The sequence below is a fragment of the Dickeya ananatis genome, assembly GCF_019464615.1.
Classification (GTDB): Bacteria; Pseudomonadota; Gammaproteobacteria; order Enterobacterales; family Enterobacteriaceae; genus Dickeya; species Dickeya oryzae.
Window position 1 is genome coordinate 735,938 of the sequence record NZ_CP040816.1, and the last position, 22,906, is coordinate 758,843.

Below are 22,906 nucleotides of genomic sequence, written 5' to 3' on the forward strand. Positions count from 1 at the left end.
ATGTACTGCACCCTTGCGGATTTACTCGAACTTGTGCCGGAAGCGACGCTGATTCAGTTGACCAATGACGAGATGGCTACGGGCTCCATGTACGGTGAAACGTTGCCAGTGAATACTACAGTCATTGACAGCGCTGTCCGCTATGCCGATGAGCTGATTGACGCCCATCTGCGCGGGCGGTACACCCTGCCGCTGGCCGAAATTCCGACCGTGCTGCGCGACATTGCTGTGACGCTGACTCGCTACCGGCTGTATACCCGTCGGGCGGAAGGTGCGATGCCTGACCTGGTGGCGGATGATTACAAAACGGCGCTGAAACAGCTTGAACAGATACGTGATGCAAAGCTGACGCTCGGGTTGCAGTCAACCGGCACCGATGCGCCAGAGCGTGGTGAGTTCAGGGTGCGTGGGCGTCAGCCCACGTTTGGTGGACGTAACGGCGTACTGGATAAATTCTGATGGACGTCTCACCGATTGTGGATGCCGTGGTATCCCGGCTGCGCGAAAAACTGCCCACGTTGCACATTGAGTATTTCCCAGAGAAACCGGCGGACTACCGGCTGAACCATCCTACCGGGGCGGTTCTGGTGAGCTACGCCGGTTCCAGGTTCGGCAAGCCGGAAGACATCGGTGCGATGTTGCAGGCCCAAACCGTGACGTTTAACGCCACGGTAGTATTCAGACAGCTTAATGGTCGCCAGGGCGCGGTGGCGGTACTGGATGTATTACGCCGGGTGCTGTGCGGTTACAAGCCGCCAGGCTGCAACCGGAAAATCTGGCTGGTGCGGGATGTATTTATCGGCAACGTCGCCGGGTTGTGGCAGTACGCCCTCGATTTCGCGACCGAAGCCGTACTGATTGAAGACACCGATCTCCCTGACGGCCCGTTACTGGCGGGGATTGATACAGAGGAACAGGACGAATGAAAAACTATCGCTACACCGGCCCGGCGTCAGGCGTCACGCTTGCCGACGGCACTGAAGTGCTGCTGTGGCCCGGCAAAGACGTCTTGCTGCCGCCTGATAACGACTACGTGAAAACGCTGGTCGCATTGCAGCACCTGACACAGATTGATGACCAACCTGTCGCACTGGCTAAAAACCGGCAGACAGACAAGACAAAAGACGAGGTGAACAGTGGCAGCTAACTATCTTCACGGTGTCGAAACTACAGAAGTTGAAACCGGCGCTCGCGTCGTCAAAGCCGTAAAATCCGCCGTCATCGGGTTAATCGGCACTGCGCCAGCGGGGCCGGTCAATACCGTCACGCTGTGCACCTCTGACACCGCGGCGGCGAAATTCGGCGGTCAGTTGACAGGGTTCACGATACCCCAGGCGCTGGATGCCATTTATGATCATGCGGCAGGCACTGTACTTGTTATCAACGTGCTCGACCCGGCAGTGCATAAAACGCATGTGGATAATGAACCGGTAACGTTCGACAGCAACGGTTCTGTAACGCTGGCTAATCCCGTTGTGGCCAGTCTTGTGCTGAAGAAAGACGCCGGTTCTGCACCGTATGTACTCGATACGGATTACACGCTGGATCAACAGACGGGCGTCATTACACGGTTGAATAAATCCATCGATACGGCGCTGGCGAGTTACGACTACGCCGACCCGACGAAAGTGACCGCCGCAGACATCATCGGTGCCGTCAACGCAGCGGGAAATCGAACAGGTATGAAGCTGTTGCACGATACCTATAACGCATACGGCTTCTTTGCAAAGATTCTGCTGGCACCAGTTTACTGCACACAGAACAGTATCCGCGTCGAGCTGCAAGCACTTGCCGAAAAATTAGGGGCGATGGCATATGTTGATGCACCTATCGGCACGACATACGAGCAAGTGATCACCGGGCGCGGCCCTGCTGGCACCATCAATTTCAACACCAGCTCATCGCGGGTCAGACTGTTTTATCCACACGTCAAAGTGTACGACTCAGCGACTAATGCCGAACGGCTGGAGCCACTGAGCCAGCGGGCGGCTGGTTTGCGTGCCAAGGTTGACCTGGAAATGGGTTTCTGGTGGAGCAGTTCTAACCAGGAAATCCAGGGCATTACCGGCGCTGAGCGCCAGTTGACAGCGATGATTGATGACCCGAGTTGCGAGGTCAATTTGCTGAACGAGCAAGGCATTACCACCGTGTTCAATTCCTACGGCACAGGGTTGCGCCTGTGGGGGAACCGTTCGGCAGCCTGGCCAACCGTGACGCACATGAAGAACTTTGAGAACGTGCGCAGGACAGCGGATGTGATCAACGAGTCGATTCGGTATTTCAGCCTGCCATATATCGATATGCCGATCACCCAGGCGCTTATCGACTCGCTGACGGAGTCAGTTAATGCTTACGGTCGTAAGTTAATTGGCGACGGCGCACTGCTGGGGTTTAAGTGCTGGTATGACTCGACACGGAACGAAGAAACCGAACTGTCATCCGGGCATCTGCTACTCAGCTATAAGTTTACGCCGCCGCCACCGTTGGAGAGGTTGACGTTCGAGACGGAGATCACCTCTGAATACCTGGCAAACCTGACATCCGGGAGTGACAGCTAATGGCCAAGATTGAAGTTAACCGCATCACTAATGCGAACATTTACCTGAACGGCACGAACCTGCTGGGCCGCGCAGAAGAAGTGAAATTGCCGGACGTCACCATGACAATGCAAGAGCACAAGGCGTTAGGGATGGTGGGCAAAGTCGAACTGCCGTCCGGGTTCGACAAGCTGGAGGGCGAAATCAAGTGGAACAGCTTCTATCGTGATGCGATGCTGTCTGCCGCAAACCCGTACAGTTCGTTATCGTTACAGTGCCGCTCTAACGTTGAGCGTTACAGTAGCCAGGGGCGCATTGATGAAGTGGCGCTGGTCACCTATTTGACAATCATGTTTAAAAAAAATCCGTTAGGGACATTCAAACAGCATGAGAACGCTGAGTTCTCCAGCTCGTTTACCTGCACGTACATCAAGCAGGTATTGGACGGCGAAGAACTACTGGAACTCGATTATTTGGCGAATATCTTCAGGGTCGGCGGTGTTGACCAGTTGACTGACTATCGTATTAACATCGGGGGGTAATTCCCCCGCTATATATAAAGGAGGGTTTCCCTCCTTTCTTCATTAAATCCCTTTAATATCTGGCTTACAGCCTGCTGCGCATACTGCTCCTGAATACCAACCTTTTATTCAGGAGCACCACATGTCTGATGTCATTTTCCCTCTTTCTATCCCGTACACCACTGCGGCTGGCGTCCGTATCGAATCGCTGACGCTACGACGCCTGCAAGTCAAAGACCTGAAAGCTGTGCGCAAGGTCAGTGCTGAGCCTGCTGACTGGGACGATCTGCTGATCGCCCGTTCCTCTGGATTTGTGCCTGAAGATTTTGATGGTATGGATTTGGGTGATTATCTGGAGTTGCAGAAACGATTTCAGCAACTCACTGGATTGGCTAAACAACCCCAGGACGCTGATGCAGTCGCAGGGGGTGCTGGCGAGGTGGTTCCGCTGGCAACCGAGTGAATTAGACGCGCTGGAGGTGGAAGAGTTTGAGGACTGGCTGGAAATAGCCAGCCAGCAGATTAAGCGTGAGAACGGCGACGACGATTCAGGCGGCTGACCAGCGCGCTGATAGCGGCAAACACTATGGACAGCAGGGCTATAACGGGTTGCAGGATAAAGATAACCGGCACCATCGCTACAGGCAGCACCGCTGCGCCGACGAGCATCATCACCACCCACATCAGGGTATCGCTACTGGTGTGGGCGGTATAGATGCCCCACCGCACCAGCAGATAGATGTACAGGCCGCCAATCGCTGTCACCAGTAGTCCTTTCAATAGCGTCAGCGCGTTTTCCATATCTGTAATCCCGTATCAACTGAATAAATGGAGTGTAGACGGTGGCTACCGAGTTCTCAATAGGCGTCATTATCGGCGGGGCGATATCCGGTGCGTTTCGCTCTGCGATGTCCGGCACGCGCCGCACACTTGATTCGCTTGGCGATGTCTCACGCCAGCTCACTGAGCGGCAGAACACACTGACCCGTGCCGTGGAGCGATATGGCCAGGTTGGTTCACGCAGTGCTCAACGTCTGAACGCTGATTTACAGCGGGTTGGCAGAACACTTGATCAACTGCAACAGCAGCAAAAGCGGTTGCAGTCGGCTGCTGCAATGAGCGATTCGGCAAAAACAAATCGCATGGCGCTCTATGGTCAGGGCGTCGAAACCTATGCGATGGCCAGAACGGCAGCAGCCCCAGTGATGGATGCCGTCACAAAGTACGCATCATTTGAATCTGGGTTGCGTGATATCTCTGTGACTGGCGATCTATCTCGTGATCAAGAAACGAAAATAGGCCATGTCCTGCGCAAATCAGCAAAAGAGGCGAATCAGCTTCAGGAAACGCTGATGGAAGGAATGAATACGCTGGTTGCGGCAGGGATGGAACCAGTCAAAGCATCAGGCTTCATGAATCTGTTGGGGAAAACCGCAACAGCATCAAAAGCCAACATCAACGATCTGGCAAAAATGAGCCTGGCGTTTGAGTCGCTAAAAATATCTGGCGATGCCGCAATGAAAGAAGCGTTCAACCGCGCCGTATTTGGTGCGAAATCTGGACGGTTTGAGCTGAAAGATTTGGCGCAGTATTTACCGGAAATGGCGACTGCATTTGCTGCAAAAGGGATATACGGTCAAGAAGCTGTGTCGCAGATTATTGCATCGCTCGAAGTCGGCCGTGAAGGCGCTGGCACAGAAGGCGAAGCGGCGACAAATATGCGTAACTGGCTGGCAGCAATGAACCGCAGCGACACAATTTCAAAATATGCGAAAGCCGGGGTCGATTATCAAAAATCGATGCAGAGCTATGTCGCACAGGGCTTCTCGCAATATGAAACATCACTGATGATTGCCGACAGGTTTGTAAAAGGAAAAGGTGATGCATTCCTGAAACAGTGGGAAAAAGCGGGTAAACAAGGTGACAAAGACGGCCAGCAAAAATTAATGGAGTCTTTCGGTTTAGCCGAAATATTCACTGATATTCAAACCGTGAACCATTTATTAGCAATGCGGCAACGGTGGGATGATTATCAGAAAACAAAAGCTGGGATGGGTAGTAAAGAGGCGCAAGGCTCAATAGATAAAGATTTCGACTCACAAAACGACACATTAGACGCGCAATGGCGGCGCAGCAAAATAGCAACAAATGATTCAGCGATTGGTCTGGGTGAATCATTGCGCCCGGCCCTAATTTCGGTCAGTTCTGCCATTACTCCCCTGATGGATCAATTGGGACAGTGGATATCTCAAAACCCGGTACTGGTGAAAAATATCGTCACCGGTGCAGCAGGATTACTGGCGTTTAAAGCGGGTTTGATTGGTGCCAGGCTGGGGATGAATCTGCTGTTATCCCCGATTGTTGATACCTACAAGGGTGTTATGTTGCTGCACTCCAAATGGACGCTATTGCGGCTGGCATTCAGCGCCGGTGGTCGTGCTCGCCAGTGGATCAGCATGTTCGGCAATCTGGCAAAATCTGCCATGACTCTTGGCCGGATTTTAGGCAGCACATTATTACGCGGTATTACATTGGTCGGGCGTGCGGTCTTAATTATGGGCCGAGAGCTATTAATGAATCCCATCGGATTATTAATAACCGGTATTGCCGTCGGTGCGTATCTCATTTACCGCTACTGGGAACCGATTAGTGCGTTCTTCAAAAAAATCTGGGCGGAAGCGCGGGCGGCGTTCTCGGGGGGGATCGGCAGTATCACGAAGCTAATCATCGATTGGTCGCCAATTGGCGTGTTTTATCGCGCCATGTCTGCTGTGCTGAAATATTTCGGCATTGATATTCCCGAAAAGTTTACCGATTTCGGCGCAAATATGATCCACGGGCTGGTCAACGGTATTAGCCGAACTTGGGATCAGGCCAAAGAGAAAGTCGGCGAGCTGGGCGACAACATCAAGGGCTGGTTTGCTGAGAAATTAGGTATTCACTCTCCCAGCCGGGTGTTTATGGGGTTCGGTGACAATATTGCGCAGGGTGCAGCGATTGGCATCAGCCGCAGTACCCCGCTTGCCGCCGCCGCTGGGCAACGTCTTGCAACCGAGCTGACACCTGACATGCCCAAACTTCCTGCTTCTGCGCAGTCCTTTGACCCAGCTAATTTGCGCCGGGGCAATAATGCTGCGTCAGGTACTGCATCGGCTCCGGGTATCCAAGTGTCATTCTCGCCAACCATTAACATCAACGGCCAGCCGCAAAATGGCGGTTCGCCAGATATCGCCCGTGCGCTAAATCTGTCACTCAACGAGCTGGAGAAGATGTTGCAGCGCATCGTCGCAGAACAACAACGCCGGGGGTATGCCTGATGTTTGCTGTGTTAGGTGATATTGAGTTTGAGCTGATTACTTACTGGGATGGGTTTGAAGCCCAGTTTGGCGTTGATTATGCCGAGCACGCCTTAATCATGGGCAAACCCCGTTTGCAGTTCATCGGTGAGAAACTGGACGAAATCAGCATTAGCCTGGTGTTTAACTGGCTGTACTGCACGCCGGAAACTGAGCTGGCCCGGCTGAGAAATCTGATGCGCACCCATAAAGCACAGGCGCTTGTGTTCGGCAATGGCGACTATCGCGGCTGGTTTGTGGTGACTGACGTTCGAGCGACCAGTGAGCAGACCGACCGTTCCGGCAATGTGCTGGCCTTAAATGCCCAGGTGACACTGCGTGAGTACGTCGGCGACCCGAAAAAGCCGCTCAAAGCCCCGGCCATCGCGCAAACCGTGCCGAATACCAAGGCAGTAGCAAAGTCCACTGCCGCTGCCCCCTCCGGCATGGCATCCATGGTTCGCTCTGCCGTCGGTTATGCGCGTAATGCGCAGTCAGCGTTACAGACAGCAACCAGCACCGTTCGTCTTGTGCAAAAGATGGCGACCAATCCAACGGTTGCATTAGCTCGCGTGCCAGGGCTGATGACTCAACTGGGCGGTGTCGCCACGCCGCTCTCTAACTCCATTCCCGCTTTGTCGTCAGTCACTGGCGCGTTCCCCGATGCCGCCCGCGCCGTCCGTTCGTCAAGCCAGGCGCTGTCATTCGTCAACAATGCACGGTCATCATTGATGGGTGTAGGTAGCGGGAACATCGCGGCAACGATGAATGAAGTGAGCATGCAGCTCGGGTCAGCGACCAGCATGATGAGCGCGTCATCCCCGACGATTAGCCGTATGGCTTCGGCTATCGCCACCAGGAGGGTTTAAGCGATGTTTATCGAACACATCACAAAGGCTGGCGAACGCTGGGACAGCATCGCGTACACCTATTACAGCGACCCTATGGGGTATGACCGGATTATTGCCGCCAACCCGCATGTGGCCATCACGCCCGTATTGCCTTCCGGTATCGTGCTTGCCATTCCCGTCATCGAGCAGGCCGACGTCAACAACGTGGAGGATACCCCGCCGTGGCTACGTTAACGACGACAACGACGACACAGCAGCGACAGCAATCCGATACTGCACGTGATGTGCTGATACCGATGTTTTCCCTGACGTATCTGAAGAAGAACATTACCCAAGATATTGCACCCTATGTGCTGCGCGTGACCTATACAGACAACATCAAAAGCGAATCAGACACGATAGAAGTCGAGCTGGAGGACGTAGACGGGAAATGGGAAAACCAGTGGTATCCGGGAAAAGGCGATACCGTGACGCTACAAATGGGCTACCTCGGCGAAAAGATGCTGGATTGCGGCACCTTTTCAATCGACGAGATTGAAAGCCGTGGCCCGCCGTCAACTGTCTCTATAAAGGGTGTTGCGACGTCGGTGAATACGGCATTGCGCACCAAATCAAACCGTGGATTTGAGAACACAACGCTCGGCGCGATTGCCAGCCGCATCGCTAAAAAGCACAAGCTGAAACTGGTCGGCAGCATTGAACCTATCAAGTTAGACCGTGTGACACAGAATAATGAAACCGATGTTGCTTTCCTGAAACGGCTCGGCAAAGAGTACGGCTACGCAGTCAAAGTGACGGCCACACAGATTGTATTTTCTCATCTCGATACACTGCGCGGGTTGCCGAGCGTGATGACGCTGGCCAGAACAGATATCGCCAGCTATTCGCTGCGCGACACAATCAACCAGGTATATAAGTCGGCAAAGCTGAAGCATCAGAACGCCAGCGACAAGAAACTGGTGGTGTATGAAGCGGACGGCTCAGTATCTCAGAGCACAAAGACGGCCAAGACCGCCAAAACACACGCCGACACCACCAGCGCCGACACATTGAAAGTCAATGGCCGGGCGAGCAATCAGGATACGGCTGAACGTAAAGCTACTGCCGCGCTGAATTCGCATAATGAATACCAGGAACAGGGGCAAATCACCGTGATGGGGGCCGTTACGCTGGTGGCTGGCAATAAGGTCACGCTCGTTGGGTTCGGCAAGTTCTCTGGGGACTGGTTGCTGAATGCAGTGCGCCATACGCTGACGCGCAGTAACGGTTACGTGTCAGAAATGGAGATTGTGCGCGGGCCGCTGACCAAGGGGACGAAGACGAAGAAAAAGACCACACTGACCGTGTATCACCCGGATGGCACGACGTCCACAACCGTCAAGGAGAAGAAGAAATGATGCGCACTGGTACAGTCAGCGCGGTTGACCCTGCGACATGCCGCGCCCGAGTTCGTCTGCCGGAGCTGGATAACATGCGTACCGGCTGGCTGGATGTGGTGCAGCGCAACACGCGAAACAATAAAGACTACTGGCTCCCGGACGTGGGCGAGCAAGTCAAAGTGCTGCTTGATGAGCACGGCGAAGACGGTGTGATCCTCGGCGCGGTCTATTCCAGCGTCGATACGCCGCCGGTCAATAACGCTGAGGCGCGGGGTGTGACGCACGCCGACGGCGCAGCGTTCTACTATGACAGGCAGGCGCACACGCTGACGATTAACGGCGGCATTGAGCATATCGTGATTGAATGTGCAGCAGATGTGACGGTCAGAACACAGAAAGTCACACTCGATGCACCAGAAACCGAAATGACCGGCAATGTGCTGGTGAAAGGGAAACTGACATACCAGGGTGGGCTTGCCGGTTCCGGCGGTGGTGGTGCTGCGGCAGTCATTCATGGGAACGTGAGTGTTGACGGCAGTATCAATGCCACTGGCAGCGTAATGGATGCTGGTGGCAACTCTAATCACCACTCTCATTAAAGTCGTTTAATATCCGGCTATCTCTCCGGGGGCGATACTGCCCCCTATGAATACGAACTCTGTTTTTTGGCAACCGAAGCTCAAAAACCCCGGCGAACTGGTCGAGGGGGCCGACGATATTGCCCAGGCCATCAGCATCATTCTGCGCACGCCGCGCGGCAGTGATCCACATCGACCAGAGTTTGGCAGCAATCTCCATCTTTATATTGATTACCCAATTGACCGCGCTATTCCGCACGTCGTTCGTGAATCCGTTGAGGCAATAAAGCGTTGGGAGCCGCGTTGCAAGCTGCTGGCCGTCAAACCGACGGTTGACGGTGAACACCTGACGTTACGTGTTCAGTGGCAAACCACGACAGGTACTGATACGGGGACAGATATCTTATGGCGGTAACGACAGAGCCGGTTTTCATCGAACGTGATGCAGACGCAATCACCGCAGAGATGATTGCGAAGTATGAAGCAGACAGCGGCAAAACACTCTATCCGGCCCAGGCTGAGCGGCTGTTACTGGACATTATCGCGTACCGGGAAATGTTGTTGCGCAGTGCAATTCAGAATGCTGCAAAGCAGAACCTGGTGCGGTATGCCGACGCACCAATGCTGGATTATCTGGGCGAGCTGGTTGGCACATACCGACTGTCGGCCATCGCTGCGATTATTAAGCAGTTGCTATTTACTGTTGATACCGCGTTGCTGACAGATGTGCTCATTCCGGCTGGAACTCGCGTCAGCGCGTCTGACAGCGTGATATTTGCGACTGATACTGACGTGGTGCTGAAGGCTGGACAGCTCTCCGTCACCGTATCTGCAACATGCACGGAAGCCGGAACCATCGGCAATGGCTGGCAACCGGCGCAGGTCAGCACACTGCTGGATGAAGTGGATGATGTGGATTTCACAGTCAAAAACCTGACTGCAAGCAGTGGTGGGTCAGATGACGAGTCTAATGATCATCTGCGTGAACGTATCATGCTGGCACCTGAGGCTTTCAGCACTGCCGGGTCGCGGCTGGCCTATCGTTATCACGCCATGAGCGCACACCCGGACATTGTTGATGTCGCTGTGGTTTCGCCGGTTCCTGGCACCGTTGCGCTGTATCCGTTGATGTCAGGCGGCACGCCGTCAGATGCCGTTCTCTCGCTTGTCGAAAGCATTTGCTCTGACGAAAAAGTGCGACCGCTTACCGATACGGTTTCTGTTGCAGCCCCTGTGTCTGTCAATTACGAAATCCGGGCATCGCTGGTTATTCGGCGCGGCGAACTGGCAGACACGGTGAAAACGGCAGCAGAAAGCGCGGTTATGGCATGGGTAACAACGAAAACCGCAACGCTGGGTAACGACATCGTACTCAGTCAGTTGATCGCAGTGCTGTCCGTAAACGGGGTGTATGACGTTGTGGTTGCGTCACCAGTCGCATCGTTGGCCGTCGCAGAGCACCAATGGGCCAACTGTACGGGTATCACGATTAACGTCAGCGGGGGGTCTGATGACTGATATGCAGCTACCGCCAGTTATCGCGGCAGACGTCAGTTTGTCGGCGCTTGCCAATCTCACCAGCCGATTTGATGACCTGGGTCTCGATGTGCTGATGGTGTATCTGGTCGATATCGTTAATGAGAGTGCGCTTGATGCGCTTGCAGATCAGTTCTCGCTGAAAGGCGATGGCTGGGAGCTGGCGGAATCAGATGATGCACGCCGGTCGATGATCAAGACCGCCATCGAACTGCATCGTTTTAAAGGCACACCCTGGGCCATCCGGCAGGTTTTCCGCAGCCTGGGGTTCGGTGAAGTCGAACTGATTGAGCACATCGGCAGGCTGAATTACGACGGCCAGCGCAACTACGATGGTCTAATGGTGTATGGCGATTCTTCTGCATGGCCGATTTACCGCGTACTAATGAGCCAGCCGATCACAAACGACCAGGCGCAGCAACTTCGCAACACGCTCAACATGATTGCCCCGGCCCGCTGCAAGCTGGCCAGCATCGAATATACCGCAGCCCCAATCCGCTACAACAGCAGTGCCAATCACGATAACAGCTACAACTACGGGAGCGCCTAGATGGCAGAGTTAACAGAAACGATATCGTGGGTAGACGGCATCTATCAGCTCGAAACCTCAGACCCCGTAATGGGTGGGCCGGGAGGCATTTCTAACCGCCAGGCAAATCAACTGGCAAACAGAACTGCATATCTGAAGCAGCAGGCCGAGCAAACAGGAAATGCGCTGACTCAACATGCAACAGCGGCAAATCCACATCCGCAATATGCGCCGCTAGCTAGCCCGGCATTAACTGGTGTACCAACTGCGCCGACTGCGAGTTTTGGCACAACATCAACGCAAATTGCGAACATGTTCGCACTGCACGCGGCGAAATTCTCGCTGTCCGGTGTGAACTCAGTGACTGGCTCGAACACGCTAACGCCAGCGGCTGCTGGGTCGCTGGTCTATATGACCGGCAGCTCGACGTTCACAACCACGCTGCCGCCGGGGGATGTCGTAGCTCTGGGGCAGACCATCCAGTTTGTTAACTACTCAACGACGTCTCAGACAATTGCGACCAGCGGTGCAAATATCATATACGGCGGCCCGATTTTCGGGTCGCTTGCAAGCATGTCGCTGCCGCCAGGGGCTGGCATCAACCTCGTTTCCAGGGGGAATGGCGAGTGGGACATTTTTGGCGGTTCAAGCTCGACACAGTATGCCACTGGGCTAAATTTTGTCTCCCCGATATTGTCAGGCACGCCAATAGCGCCCACGGCTGCACCGGGAACCAATACTAGCCAGATTGCAACGACCGCTTTTGCAACAGTGGGTTTATCTCAAAAACTGGATATCAGTGAAGTTGTTGGTATCCCACTGCCGTGGCCACAGGCTACGGCCCCGGCTGGCTGGTTGAAATGCAACGGTCAGGCGTTTGATAAAACGGTGTACACGCGTTTGGCTCAGGTCTACCCGTCAGGTGTGTTGCCGGACCTGCGCGGCGAATTTATTCGCGGCTGGGATGATGGGCGCGGGGTCGATAGTGGACGTGCAGTTATCAGCAAGCAGAGTGCAACAGCGTTACGAACCGGTGCAATGGATTACAACGGTAGTGATGCGGATAGCGTCGGGGTGTATATCGGTATCGGGTATGCCGACCCAGACAGTTCAGTAAACACTGTCAATTTTACAAGTCAGGGCTATCCCAATGGTGTTCTGATGTCTGGCGGCGTGGGAAAGGACAACGGCGTTTCCGGTACAGCCAGTAATTTGGTGTATTCGGGAGGTGTTAATTGGATAACGATGCGCCCCCGCAACGCCGCCTTTAATTACATCGTGAGAGCCGCATAATGAGCGAAAAATATTCCGTTGCCGTGCAAGGTGCCCAACTGGGCAAGAATGGGCTAGCCACAACTGCTGGTTGGATGACTGTGTATCATGTTGACCCACTAAACAATGAATACACGGGTGCGAGCTATGAATATCTGATGACTGGTACGGGTCTACCCGCAGACAGTTATGCAGACTCCCCTACGTTGCCGTCAGAAGGGCAGGCGCTACGGCGTAGTGTTGACGGGACGAGCTGGGAACATGTGCCGGATTATCGTGGACAGACTGTCTACCGCACTGCGGACGGCAGCGCACAGATGGTGCAGAATATCGGTGCGCTGCCGGACGATGTTACTGCTCTGGCACCGGCTACTGCGTTTGATGTGTGGGATGGTACACAATGGGTTACTGACATCGACGCTCAAAAAGCAGCAGCACAGAAGGCTGTGCATCAAGAGCTGGATAAACGTAAGTCTGTGGCAAACAGCAGAATCGCTGAGCTGACATATGCGGCAAACCTCGGCATTGCAACAACTGACGAAGAGGCTGCACTGAAAGCGTGGCAAACGTATCTGGTCATGCTAAGCCGTGTTGATGTTTCAGATGCTGAAATAACATGGCCTGACATCCCAACTAACTGAAATTTTATTTCAATATTTGAAAATGAACGCGGCAAGATTTATCGCGCATCTGATGCCTGATTTATCGCGCCGCGCATCAGGCAAAGGTGGTGGTTAACAATTGATTCGATTTATATTAAATATAATTTTATTGATATGAGGGGCTTATGTCAGGCAGAGCCCTCTGCGCTGGTGATGAAAATCGGACAGGCTTGTGCAAAACACCGTTGTTGCAGAACTGAAAAATGTTGGAGTGAGAAGGGGCGATATTCTTGCTGAGGCAGGTGGTGGTAGATAAGGAAGTGGGGCAGAAACTGAGAGGCCACTGATGAGTGGTGGCCTCCGTGAGTGAGCGGGGAATTACAGTTTGCCGTAACCCGCGTTGCTGCTGATGCTGTTTGCCAGGCTGGTCGTAATGCTCTGGGCTGAGTATTTGTAGGGGATTTTAGCGGTATAAGCGCTGAAACCAAAACCGCAACCGTTTAGATTGTACGAAGCACCGTTGATGATTGAGCCTTTATCGGAGAAGATCTTGCCGTTAAAGGCTTTGACCACGCTGCATTCTTTATCGCGACCACTGATCTTTTTGAGATTATCAATGGTAAAGGCGTTGGATTCAGACAGCAGGCTACCACCGGTGCCGATGCCGAAGCTGTACTGATAACGGTAGGCTTTGTGGTTAACGTCGCCGATGTAGACATTGTTGTAAGCATGCACGCTGCCGAAACGTACCCGAGGCGTTCGTTCACCGACGCGGTCAAACACGTTGTTGTGGAAGGTGACGCGCAGTTTGCCGGAATCCTGTGAGCCGTTGCTGTCGCTGTGGCCGATCAGAATGGTTTTGTCATGCAGTTCGAAACGACTGTTGGAAACGGTAACGTAGTCAGAGCCTTTCTTGATATCCAGCGCCCCGTCATGCTGGACATATTTTTCACCATTTTTAGTGGTGTATTTGTCATCGGTAAAACTGCCATCGCTGATGGTGACATGGTCAACCCAAACGTGATCCGAGTTATCGATCACGGCGGCATCCCACTCAGCGTTCCAGCCATCACCGGTTTCATAATGTGGCGCGACGTCCACCGGGGTTTCGATATACAGATTACGCAGGATGACGTTGCTCACGCCCTTGATAACCAGCGAACCGTTGGTGAATTTACCTTTGTTGCCGATACCGATAATGGTGGTATTGGACGGAATGCTGATCTGGCTGCGGGCTTTCTGGTCGTCAAAGCTGGTATAGGCTTTGCCGCCACTGATATCGATAGCGCCAGTTACCTGAATAATCTTGGGTGACGAATCGCTTCCATTCAACGCAGCTTTAAATTCGCTGATACTTTTCACGGCATAGATTTTAGACGATGACGCTTTAGCGCCGCCGGTTGTACCGCCGCTTTGTGTTGCCCAGCCGGTAGAGGCGGTTTCTGTCGCTTTGCTGGTTTGCAGGCTGGCGGCAGACGCGGTGGATACCATCAGTGCAGTGGCGATGACGGCGGCTAACGCGTTTTTCGTGGTGCTGAGGGCAGAACGTCCGGCTATTTTCTGTCTCGAAACAGAAGACATAGATAAGTTGTTCATCACGATTTTCCTTATTCCTTGTTCACGCAGTGAATGTTCCAGGGTATCGATGGATAACGGTGTGTCAGAAAACGGAATAGCATTTCATCTTTTGGTTTGGCGACTATTCGTGTGTTTTCAGTGCTTGTTTTGTGAACTGTTTCACGATGATGGTAATCGCTGTTATTAACAAAAAATAATCTATTGACTGATTTTGTAACCTTGTGTTACGTGCGTGATTTTTATATTTCGAATAATATCAATGAGTTGATTGGGTGATTTTCGCTGTTTAGCGTAGGTATGATTAAAATAAATTGCGTATTGGTGAGTGGGGGATACAACGCTGGTCTAACCGGCGTGGAAGGACAGGATAAGCGATGAAAAGCAAAAGCGGTGTAAAAACGGCTGCTGATGCAGCCGTTGAGAACACGAGTCCGTTGAAAACATGAATCCGTTGAAAACACGAAAAGAGAAATTACAGTTTGCCTGAGCCGGCTTTATCCGTAATGGATTGTGCCAGTGCGGCAGTCATTGGCTGAACGGTATAAACGTAAGGAATTGCACTGGTATAGGCGCTGAAACCACAACCGGATAGATCAACCGCGCTGCCGTTTAGTGTGGAACCGTTATCGGAAAAAATGGAGCCGTTGAATTTCTTCACAATCTTGCAGGCTTTGCTGGCGCTCAGATTCGCAATAGTGAAGCTGTTGCCTTCCGATAACACGCTGCCGCTGGTACCGATACCAAAGCTGTACAAGTAGCGGTAAACCGGATCTTTTACGTCTCCTTTGAAAACGTTATTGAAACTGTGGATGCTGCCGTAACGTACGCGGGGAGCGCGTTCGGTGACACGGTTGAACACGTTATTAAACAGGGTGACGTGTAGCTTACCTTTGTCCTGAGCGGAGTTAGTGTCGCTATGACCGATCAGCATGGTTTTGTCGTGCTGATCGATAAGGCTGTTGGAGATGGTCACGTAGTCGGAGCCACGTTTGATATCCAGTGCGCCGTCATGTTGCACATAGGTTTCGCCATCTTTGGTGGTGTACATGTCATCCGTGAAGCTGCCGTCAGTGATGGTGACGTGATCAATCCACACGTGGTGCGCACCATTGGTGATATTCATGCCGTCCCACTCGGCATTCCAGCCATCACCTGCTTCGTAGTGCGGCTCGACATCAATCGGCGTCTGAATATAGACGTTACGAATGATGACGTTGTTGGTACCGTCGGTGCCGTCAATAATCAGCGAACCGTTGAGGAATTTTGCGTCGCTACCAATCCCGATAACGGTGGTATTGGCGGGAATCATAATCTGGCTGCGGGCTTTTTGATCGGCAAAGTCTTTGTAAGGTGTACCGCCGCTGATATCAATCGTCCCTTTTATCTGGATAATCTTCGCAACTGTGCCAGCGCTCAATGCATTGGTGAATTCGCTGATATTCGTGACGATGTAGATATTGTCGCTGCTTGCAGCTGCCCCGCCAGTGGTCGTGCCGTTTTGCGACGCCCAGCCGACAGAAGGGGCCGATTCCAGCGCTTTATTGTTAATCAGCTCAGCGGCGGACACGCCAGAGGTCATCACGCCGGCTATCAGGGTAGCCAGCAGATAGGTTGAAGAGCGGGTAAAAGAACGTCCTGATGATATGTTCATCATATTTTCCTTAGTTGACGCTTGTTTGAGTATTAAAAATTTCCATATATATCGAAAGGCACTTTTTATTTATTGCCCGCAAAGACATCACGCCATGAATTTCACTATTTATTAACTTTATTGCATTAACAATAATGAATATATGTTTCTGATGTCGATGAATGGCTGCCAATGAATACGATATATTTATTTTTATTTCAATTGAAATAAACAATGAAACAGTGTTTTAATTGTAACATTGTGTTTTTTATCTCTGATTGGAATAGATTGATATGGCTTTATTTTTATTAAGTAATAAGGCTAAAAATGATAACTCACATTATTTTTATTACGCCTTTTTATTTTTTCTGTGTAACGTGCTGGGAGATAAAAACGTTCTTTAAAAGCAGTGATGAGTTTATTTGGAAACACGCTTCCAGTATTTTCTTTTAGAAAATAAAACAGGCCGGATGACCGGCCCGCTGACACAATTGATATAAAAACATCATCGGTGTGAGCTATATCACTTTGTGTGGACCAAAACATTCGTAATAAATGTGTGATTCGGTCATTCCCGCTTCCAGCAATTGCCGGGCGGCAAATTGCATAAAAGCGACCGGACCGCATAAATAGCACTGTAGGTCTGCCACCGGCAGTGGTGCGGGAAGGTCCTGCAACGCCATTAAGCCGTGGAAAATTGCAGAGCGTGGTGTCGCTTGTGGTGGGGGTTCCCGATACCAGATATAGGATTGCAATTGTGGCAATGCCGTACCAAGGCTGGCGACTTCATCCGCGAAGGCGTGCACTTCTGGGTTTTCTGCCGCATGCAGCCAGAAGATGTCACCCTGATGGTGTTGCTGTTTCAGGCTATGCAACATGCTGAGCATCGGCGTCTGGCCGACCCCTGCGGAAATCAGCGCCACCGGTGTTGATGGTGCAACATCCAGAAAGAAATCGCCGTGCGGTGCTGCCAGTTCAATGATGTCACCTTCACGGGCTATCTCATGCAGGTAACCCGATACACTGCCCATAGCTTCACGTTTGACCGCGATACGGTAGTAGCGTCCGTTGGGTTCAGTGGTTAGTGAGTACTGACGAATTTCCTGATGCTCAAGGCGCTTATCACGGATATAGACCGCCAGATACTGGCCCGGACGGTACGCAGCGACAGGGCCGACATCCGTCGGTTCCAGCGTGAAGCTGGTAATCAGGCTGCTTTGAGGCTGTTTTGATACGATACGAAACGGCCGCGTACCATACCATCCCCCGTGTTGTTCGGCGCTGTGCTGATAAATGTCACTTTCCCGCTGGATAAAGACGTCTGCCAGTACGTTGTAGGCTTTGCCCCAGGCATCCAATACCGCCTGACCCGGCTTCAGCATTTCTTCAAGTGTGGCCAGCAGGTGAGTACCTACTATCTGATATTGCTCCGGGCGGATGGTAAAACTGGCATGTTTCTGGGCGATTCGCTCGACAGCAGGCAGCAGCGCTGGCAGGTTTTCAATGTGTGTCGCATAAGCGCAAATCGCATTGAATAACGCTTCGCGCTGATCGCCGTTACGCTGATTGCTCATATTGAAGATATCTTTCAATTCCGGATTGTGCTGAAACATCCGTTGGTAAAAGTGCGCGGTTAACGCCGGGCCGGTTTCGGCCAGTAACGGTATCGTGGATTTAATGGTGGCGATGGTTTGTTGATCCAGCATGGTGAACCCCTTCGTTATTGTTGTTAAGTTGTATTTTAAATGCATGTTATTGGAAAGGGCTCCGCCTGTAAATACCTCGGTGCAAGGGGGGCAAATGTAAGAGCGACGATGGTGTGCATGAAAAAAACACAGGTGACGGATGAGAAAAAGTCAGCCAGAACGATAAATCCCGGCAGGATGGGAAGCCTTGTGTAGCCTGTAGCTAATCGTTTGCGTAAAAACCTCTGTCAAGCTCTATCATCCCCAGTCCAAAACGGTTTACACTATGCACCCACGGCCCCCTGGGGTGATTTTAATAAAGAAGCAAGTTAGCTGAGTCAGGAGATGCGGATGTTAAAGCGTGAAATGAACATTGCCGATTACGATGCCGAGCTATGGCAAGCAATGCAGCAAGAAGTGGTGCGTCAGGAAGAGCACATTGAACTGATTGCGTCAGAAAACTATACCAGTCCACGCGTCATGCAGGCCCAGGGGTCTCAGCTGACTAACAAATACGCCGAAGGGTATCCGGGCAAACGCTACTACGGCGGTTGCGAATACGTCGACGTGGTTGAACAACTGGCTATCGATCGCGCGAAAGAACTGTTCGGCGCTGATTATGCCAACGTTCAGCCGCACTCAGGTTCTCAGGCTAACTTTGCTGTCTACACCGCATTACTGCAACCGGGCGATACCATTCTGGGTATGAATCTGGCGCACGGTGGCCACCTGACTCACGGCTCCCCGGTTAACCTGTCGGGTAAGCTGTATAACGTCGTGCCTTACGGCATTGATGACAGCGGCAAGATCAACTATGACGAAATGGCAGAGCTGGCACGCACACACAAGCCGAAGATGATCGTAGGTGGTTTCTCCGCCTATTCCGGTATCGTGGACTGGGCGAAAATGCGCGAAATCGCTGACAGCATCGGCGCTTATCTGTTCGTTGACATGGCTCACGTCGCGGGTCTGGTTGCTGCGGGTGTTTACCCGAACCCGGTTCCGCATGCGCACATCGTGACGACCACGACGCACAAAACCCTGGCGGGCCCGCGTGGCGGCCTGATCCTGGCGAAAGGCGGCGACGAAGACCTGTACAAGAAACTGAACTCTGCCGTGTTCCCAGGCGGACAGGGTGGCCCGCTGATGCATGTTATCGCGGGTAAAGCGGTAGCGCTGAAAGAAGCGATGGAGCCAGAGTTCAAGACCTACCAGCAGCAGGTCGCGAAAAACGCCAAAGCGATGGTGGAAGTGTTCCTGTCTCGCGGCTTCAACGTGGTGTCTGGTGGTACTGACAACCACCTGTTCCTGCTGGATCTGGTCAGCAAGAATCTTACCGGTAAAGAGGCGGATGCTGCACTGGGTCGTGCCAATATCACCGTCAACAAAAACAGCGTACCGAACGATCCGAAGAGCCCGTTCGTGACTTCCGGTATCCGTATCGGTACACCGGCGGCAACCCGTCGTGGCTTCAAAGAAGCGGAAGTCCGTGAACTGGCCGGTTGGATTTGCGATGTGCTGGACAATATCAATGACGAAGCTGTTATTGAGCGCGTCAAACAGAAAGTGCTGGACATCTGCGGCCGTTTCCCGGTTTACGCCTGATAGCCCTGCCTGATCTGCCCGGCTTTGTCGGGTAGGTTGCCAACGCCAGCCTTAGGGCTGGCGTTTGTTTTTCTGCTTCCCGTTGCGTCTGTTCCGGCTCTCTGACAGAGTAACCGACCGTAGAGGGGAGACAACATGGTTTTACAATCCACATATTGGCTGGCACTCAGCTATTTCACCTATTTCTTCAGCTATGGCATTTTTTTGCCTTTTTGGGGCGGCTGGCTCAACGGCGAAGGGCTATCGGCTGAGGCGATCGGCATCCTGCTGGGTGCCGGGCTGGTGGCCCGATTTATTGGCAGTCTGTTCATTACCCCGCTGGTGAAAGACCCTGCCCGGTTGATTAGCGTATTGAGATTGTTGGCATTGCTATCGGTGCTGACATTCATCGGGTTCTGGTTGGGCAGCGCCTGGCTATGGCTCCTGATGGTCATGGCAGGGTTTAACCTGTTTTTTGCGCCATTGATTCCACTTACGGACGCGCTGGCCGCGACCTGGCAAAAACAGATTCCGCTCGATTATGGCCGGGTGCGCGTCTGGGGCTCCATCGCGTTTGTGATAGGTTCTGCTGTAACCGGGCAACTGGTTGCCGTCTGGGGGCATCAGGCGATTTTAGTCACCCTGGCGGTGGGATTGCTCTCAATGCTGGTGGGGATGATGTTACGACCGCATGTGATGCCAGCCTCGTTAAAACGTCACCAGACACACACTGCCGCTACGCCATGGCGTGTTTTGCTGCGCGAGCCTGCGGTCTGGCGTTTCTTATTGTGTGTGTCTTTGTTGCAGGGGGCGCATGCCGCTTACTACGGCTTTAGTGTGATTTACTGGCAGCAGGCGGGGTATTCGGCGGCAGTTATCGGTTATCTGTGGTCGCTGGGTGTGGTCGCGGAAATCGTGGTTTTTGCATTGAGTCAGCGCCTGTTTGGGCATTGGAGTGCGTCCGGGCTGCTGATATTGTCTGCATTGTGCAGCGTGGTACGCTGGAGCCTGATGGGCGCGACGGTGTCGCTACCGTGGTTAATTGTGATGCAGATTTTGCATTGCGGCACCTTTACGGTTTGCCATCTGGCCGCGATGCGGTTTATCTCTTCCCGTCACGATGCTGACGTACTGCGCTTACAGGCGGCGTATTCCGCGCTGGGCACGGGGGGCGCGGTTGCGGTGATGACAGTAGTATCAGGGTTCCTGTTTGAGCATTTGCAAGGTGGAACCTTTTGGATAATGGCAGTGCTGGTGTTACCTGCGTTCATGTTGCGTCCGCAGGTGAGTACTCGCTCTCGCTAAGTGAATGGGCGTCAGTGTCAGGCGAAACAGTCAGGATAAATAATGTTACATTATAACAATTTAGGCTTTTCATTCCGTTGGGTAAGCTGCCTGTTATTGACACTGCTAGCGTTATCCGGCCCTGCATTGGCCCATCCACACAGTTTTATCGATATGAAAACGACGGTGGAAGGGAAAGACGACCTGATAACCGGATTGCGTATGAACTGGACGATGGATCCTATTACTTCCGCCGATTTGCTCTATGATGCCGGTAACGCGGCGAAAGATTCCGACGTGTGGAAAAAACTGGCGGCAGGCGTGATGGCGAATGTGCTGGGGCAGCATTACTTCACCGACGTTTATCGAAACGGAAAGCCTGTGAAATACCTGCCGCTGCCAACGGAATATCACCTCTCCCGTGCGGGTAATAAGGCGGTACTGGAGTTCGTGTTGCCGCTGGCTCACCCGCAACCGCTGGCCGGCGCACCGCTACTGATTTCCACCTATGATCCTTCCTACTTCGTGGATATGTCGTATAAAGACGATAAAGCGATTCAGATTAGTGCGGCGCTGGCCGCACGCTGTAAAACCACGCTGATGACACCTAAACCCGATGCCTCGCTTCAGTCCTATGCGTTGTCGCTGGATAAAAACGCGCAACCCTCTCAGGACATGGACCTGGGAAAACAGTTTGCTCAACAGGTTACATTGCAATGTCAGTAGATCGCTCGCGAGTTTCCCCTAATTACCTGCACTGGTGGCCGCTGGCGTTGTTTGTGCTGCTAATGGGGGTTGCCGTATGGCAGGCGTGGGTCTGGTGGCCATCGCTCTTGTTGCAAAGTGTTGAATGGCAGCGGTCTTTACATCAACAGATGTCGGATTTGATGGAACAGGTGCATGCCAGACCTCAACAGGCTGGCTGGACGCTGGTGATGTTTAGCCTTGTCTACGGTGTGCTGCATGCTATTGGTCCCGGTCATGGCAAAGTAGTGATCGCCACTTATCTGGCGACACACCCGTCCCGACTGAAAAGCAGCCTGCAACTGACCCTGGCGGCTGCGTTGTTACAGGGGCTAGTCGCGATTGTTTTGGTGACCGTCGTGCTGGCGGTGTTGCAGCTTTCCAGCCGGACTTTGCATCTCAGCAGCTTCTGGATGGAGAAACTCAGCTTTGTGTTAGTGACAGGGCTTGGGGGATGGCTGTGTCTGCGTGCGTTTCGACGCCTGCTGGCGGTGTTGTTCCCCCGGTCTAAACCACGAATTCACGCACTAACGCCGCTGAGCGCGCCAGTGTCGGGTAGTCGGCTGACACCGCCTGCCACACGCCATCAGCATGACGCGCATTGCGGGTGTGGCCATCAGCATGTGCCGTCGGCAGACAGGTTAAACCACAGTGATGGTTGGCGAACCCGCCTGATGGTCGTGTTGGCGATGGGAATGCGCCCGTGTTCTGGTGCGATCCTGGTGTTGTTATTCGCCAAAGTGCTGGATGTGTTTGTCTGGGGGGTGATCTCTGCGTTGACCATGGCGTTGGGAACAGCGCTGACGGTTTCGCTGTTAGGCGTGGCGGTATTGTTCTGCCGTCGTCAACTGGAGCGTTTAAGCCGTGATGGGACACCTTCTCGCTGGCAACCCTTTCTCTGGTCAGCCTTATCGCTAGCTGGTGGTATGATGCTGACCTTTGCCGGTATTGTGCTTTATCTCACCAGCCAACCCGATGTTATGGGCGGAATACGACCATTGATGGGGTAGGTATCGTTATCTCCCCTCGCATTGTCATCTGACCCACGGTTTCCTAAATTGCAGTTATCTAACGCTAAGTTTCCTAAAATTCTGTGCGTTAAGACCCTTTGCTATTTTGTAAAGCAGGGGTTGGCAGTAACACCGTGCTATCCAGCCTATCAACTTCCTGACTGCCGCCGTTCTTACCGGGTGACGGTTGACTGCTAAATAAGAGATGCCCCGAACCGGTACCGATTCGGGGCATCTTTTCAGTGCTTATT

Annotated in this window: 25 protein-coding genes; 21 read left to right on the forward strand and 4 right to left on the reverse strand. The window is 52.8% G+C overall.

Annotation, left to right across the window (positions count from 1 at the left end):
* The 7 genes from FGI04_RS03290 (at window position 1) to FGI04_RS03320 (ending at window position 3,618) form a co-directional block, all read left to right on the forward strand.
* Window positions 1-459: a gp436 family protein gene (locus FGI04_RS03290; protein ID WP_407336249.1), complete on the forward strand. Its 459-nt coding sequence runs from the start codon at window positions 1-3 to the stop codon at window positions 457-459.
* Entirely contained in the window at window positions 459-926 is a 468-nt protein-coding gene (locus FGI04_RS03295) for a Gp37 family protein (protein ID WP_407336250.1), read from the forward strand. The genes FGI04_RS03290 and FGI04_RS03295 overlap by 1 nt, the downstream gene beginning before the upstream one ends.
* On the forward strand, window positions 923-1,147 hold the full coding sequence (locus FGI04_RS03300; protein ID WP_407336251.1) for a hypothetical protein: 225 nt from the start codon (window positions 923-925) through the stop codon (window positions 1,145-1,147). The genes FGI04_RS03295 and FGI04_RS03300 overlap by 4 nt, the downstream gene beginning before the upstream one ends.
* On the forward strand, window positions 1,137-2,558 hold the full coding sequence (locus FGI04_RS03305) for a phage tail sheath subtilisin-like domain-containing protein (protein WP_407339984.1): 1,422 nt from the start codon (window positions 1,137-1,139) through the stop codon (window positions 2,556-2,558). The genes FGI04_RS03300 and FGI04_RS03305 overlap by 11 nt, the downstream gene beginning before the upstream one ends.
* Entirely contained in the window at window positions 2,558-3,079 is a 522-nt protein-coding gene (locus FGI04_RS03310; protein ID WP_024105325.1) for a phage major tail tube protein, read from the forward strand. The genes FGI04_RS03305 and FGI04_RS03310 overlap by 1 nt, the downstream gene beginning before the upstream one ends.
* A gap of 121 nt (window positions 3,080-3,200) precedes the next feature.
* On the forward strand, window positions 3,201-3,521 hold the full coding sequence (locus FGI04_RS03315) for a phage tail assembly protein (RefSeq protein WP_407336252.1): 321 nt from the start codon (window positions 3,201-3,203) through the stop codon (window positions 3,519-3,521).
* Complete coding sequence (locus FGI04_RS03320) at window positions 3,472-3,618, forward strand: GpE family phage tail protein (RefSeq protein ID WP_407336253.1); 147 nt, start codon at window positions 3,472-3,474, stop codon at window positions 3,616-3,618. The genes FGI04_RS03315 and FGI04_RS03320 overlap by 50 nt, the downstream gene beginning before the upstream one ends.
* Here FGI04_RS03320 and FGI04_RS03325 read toward each other — a convergent pair.
* Window positions 3,581-3,859 (reverse strand): hypothetical protein, encoded by a 279-nt coding sequence (locus tag FGI04_RS03325; RefSeq protein ID WP_407336254.1) that lies wholly within the window; start codon window positions 3,857-3,859, stop codon window positions 3,581-3,583. The two genes, FGI04_RS03320 and FGI04_RS03325, sit on opposite strands and share 38 nt — an antisense overlap.
* 41 nt (window positions 3,860-3,900) lie before the next feature.
* On the opposite strand from FGI04_RS03325, the gene FGI04_RS03330 reads away from it, so the two are divergent.
* The 10 genes from FGI04_RS03330 (at window position 3,901) to FGI04_RS03375 (ending at window position 13,179) form a co-directional block, all read left to right on the forward strand.
* Window positions 3,901-6,375 (forward strand): phage tail tape measure protein, encoded by a 2,475-nt coding sequence (locus tag FGI04_RS03330; RefSeq protein WP_407336255.1) that lies wholly within the window; start codon window positions 3,901-3,903, stop codon window positions 6,373-6,375.
* Window positions 6,375-7,262 (forward strand): phage tail protein, encoded by an 888-nt coding sequence (locus tag FGI04_RS03335; protein WP_407336256.1) that lies wholly within the window; start codon window positions 6,375-6,377, stop codon window positions 7,260-7,262. The genes FGI04_RS03330 and FGI04_RS03335 overlap by 1 nt, the downstream gene beginning before the upstream one ends.
* 3 nt (window positions 7,263-7,265) lie before the next feature.
* Window positions 7,266-7,478 carry a tail protein X gene (locus FGI04_RS03340; RefSeq protein WP_407336257.1) on the forward strand — a complete coding sequence of 71 codons (213 nt, stop codon included), beginning with the start codon at window positions 7,266-7,268 and terminating at the stop codon, window positions 7,476-7,478.
* Between the two features lie 62 nt (window positions 7,479-7,540).
* Window positions 7,541-8,641: a phage late control D family protein gene (locus FGI04_RS03345; protein WP_407337383.1), complete on the forward strand. Its 1,101-nt coding sequence runs from the start codon at window positions 7,541-7,543 to the stop codon at window positions 8,639-8,641.
* Complete coding sequence (locus FGI04_RS03350) at window positions 8,638-9,222, forward strand: phage baseplate assembly protein V (RefSeq protein ID WP_407336258.1); 585 nt, start codon at window positions 8,638-8,640, stop codon at window positions 9,220-9,222. The genes FGI04_RS03345 and FGI04_RS03350 overlap by 4 nt, the downstream gene beginning before the upstream one ends.
* A gap of 46 nt (window positions 9,223-9,268) precedes the next feature.
* Window positions 9,269-9,616, forward strand: coding sequence for a GPW/gp25 family protein (locus FGI04_RS03355; RefSeq protein WP_407336259.1), 348 nt, complete (start codon window positions 9,269-9,271; stop codon window positions 9,614-9,616).
* The gene (locus FGI04_RS03360; RefSeq protein ID WP_407336260.1) at window positions 9,607-10,719 is read left to right on the forward strand and encodes a baseplate assembly protein; all 1,113 of its coding nucleotides are present in this window, start codon (window positions 9,607-9,609) and stop codon (window positions 10,717-10,719) included. The genes FGI04_RS03355 and FGI04_RS03360 overlap by 10 nt, the downstream gene beginning before the upstream one ends.
* The gene (locus tag FGI04_RS03365; RefSeq protein WP_407336261.1) at window positions 10,712-11,287 is read left to right on the forward strand and encodes a phage tail protein; all 576 of its coding nucleotides are present in this window, start codon (window positions 10,712-10,714) and stop codon (window positions 11,285-11,287) included. Before FGI04_RS03360 ends, FGI04_RS03365 begins: the two co-directional genes overlap by 8 nt.
* Window positions 11,288-12,559, forward strand: a complete 1,272-nt coding sequence (locus FGI04_RS03370; RefSeq protein ID WP_407336262.1) for a phage tail protein — start codon at window positions 11,288-11,290, stop codon at window positions 12,557-12,559.
* The gene (locus FGI04_RS03375; protein ID WP_407336263.1) at window positions 12,559-13,179 is read left to right on the forward strand and encodes a tail fiber assembly protein; all 621 of its coding nucleotides are present in this window, start codon (window positions 12,559-12,561) and stop codon (window positions 13,177-13,179) included. Before FGI04_RS03370 ends, FGI04_RS03375 begins: the two co-directional genes overlap by 1 nt.
* Before the next feature lie 339 nt (window positions 13,180-13,518).
* On the opposite strand, the gene pelE2 is transcribed toward FGI04_RS03375, so the two are convergent.
* The 3 genes from pelE2 to hmpA form a co-directional block, all read right to left on the reverse strand.
* On the reverse strand, window positions 13,519-14,736 hold the full coding sequence (pelE2, locus tag FGI04_RS03380) for a pectate lyase PelE2 (RefSeq protein ID WP_342700186.1): 1,218 nt from the start codon (window positions 14,734-14,736) through the stop codon (window positions 13,519-13,521).
* 454 nt (window positions 14,737-15,190) lie between these two features.
* Window positions 15,191-16,372 carry a pectate lyase PelA gene (gene pelA / locus FGI04_RS03385; protein ID WP_342700187.1) on the reverse strand — a complete coding sequence of 394 codons (1,182 nt, stop codon included), beginning with the start codon at window positions 16,370-16,372 and terminating at the stop codon, window positions 15,191-15,193.
* A 494-nt stretch (window positions 16,373-16,866) separates the two neighbouring features.
* Complete coding sequence (gene hmpA, locus FGI04_RS03390; RefSeq protein WP_407336264.1) at window positions 16,867-18,054, reverse strand: NO-inducible flavohemoprotein; 1,188 nt, start codon at window positions 18,052-18,054, stop codon at window positions 16,867-16,869.
* A gap of 330 nt (window positions 18,055-18,384) precedes the next feature.
* Here hmpA and glyA point away from each other — a divergent pair, with 330 nt between their 5' ends.
* The 4 genes from glyA to FGI04_RS03410 all read left to right on the forward strand — a co-directional run bounded on the left by glyA (window position 18,385) and on the right by FGI04_RS03410 (window position 22,655).
* A complete protein-coding gene (gene glyA, locus FGI04_RS03395; protein WP_012885725.1) occupies window positions 18,385-19,638 on the forward strand; it encodes a serine hydroxymethyltransferase in 1,254 nt (417 codons plus the stop codon).
* Window positions 19,639-19,773: 135 nt separating this feature from the next.
* Window positions 19,774-20,922, forward strand: a complete 1,149-nt coding sequence (locus tag FGI04_RS03400; RefSeq protein WP_407336265.1) for a 3-phenylpropionate MFS transporter — start codon at window positions 19,774-19,776, stop codon at window positions 20,920-20,922.
* Window positions 20,923-20,964: 42 nt separating this feature from the next.
* Window positions 20,965-21,627: a DUF1007 family protein gene (locus FGI04_RS03405; protein WP_038905255.1), complete on the forward strand. Its 663-nt coding sequence runs from the start codon at window positions 20,965-20,967 to the stop codon at window positions 21,625-21,627.
* Complete coding sequence (locus tag FGI04_RS03410) at window positions 21,618-22,655, forward strand: nickel/cobalt transporter (RefSeq protein WP_342700190.1); 1,038 nt, start codon at window positions 21,618-21,620, stop codon at window positions 22,653-22,655. Before FGI04_RS03405 ends, FGI04_RS03410 begins: the two co-directional genes overlap by 10 nt.
* The last annotated feature ends 251 nt before the right edge of the window (window positions 22,656-22,906 follow it).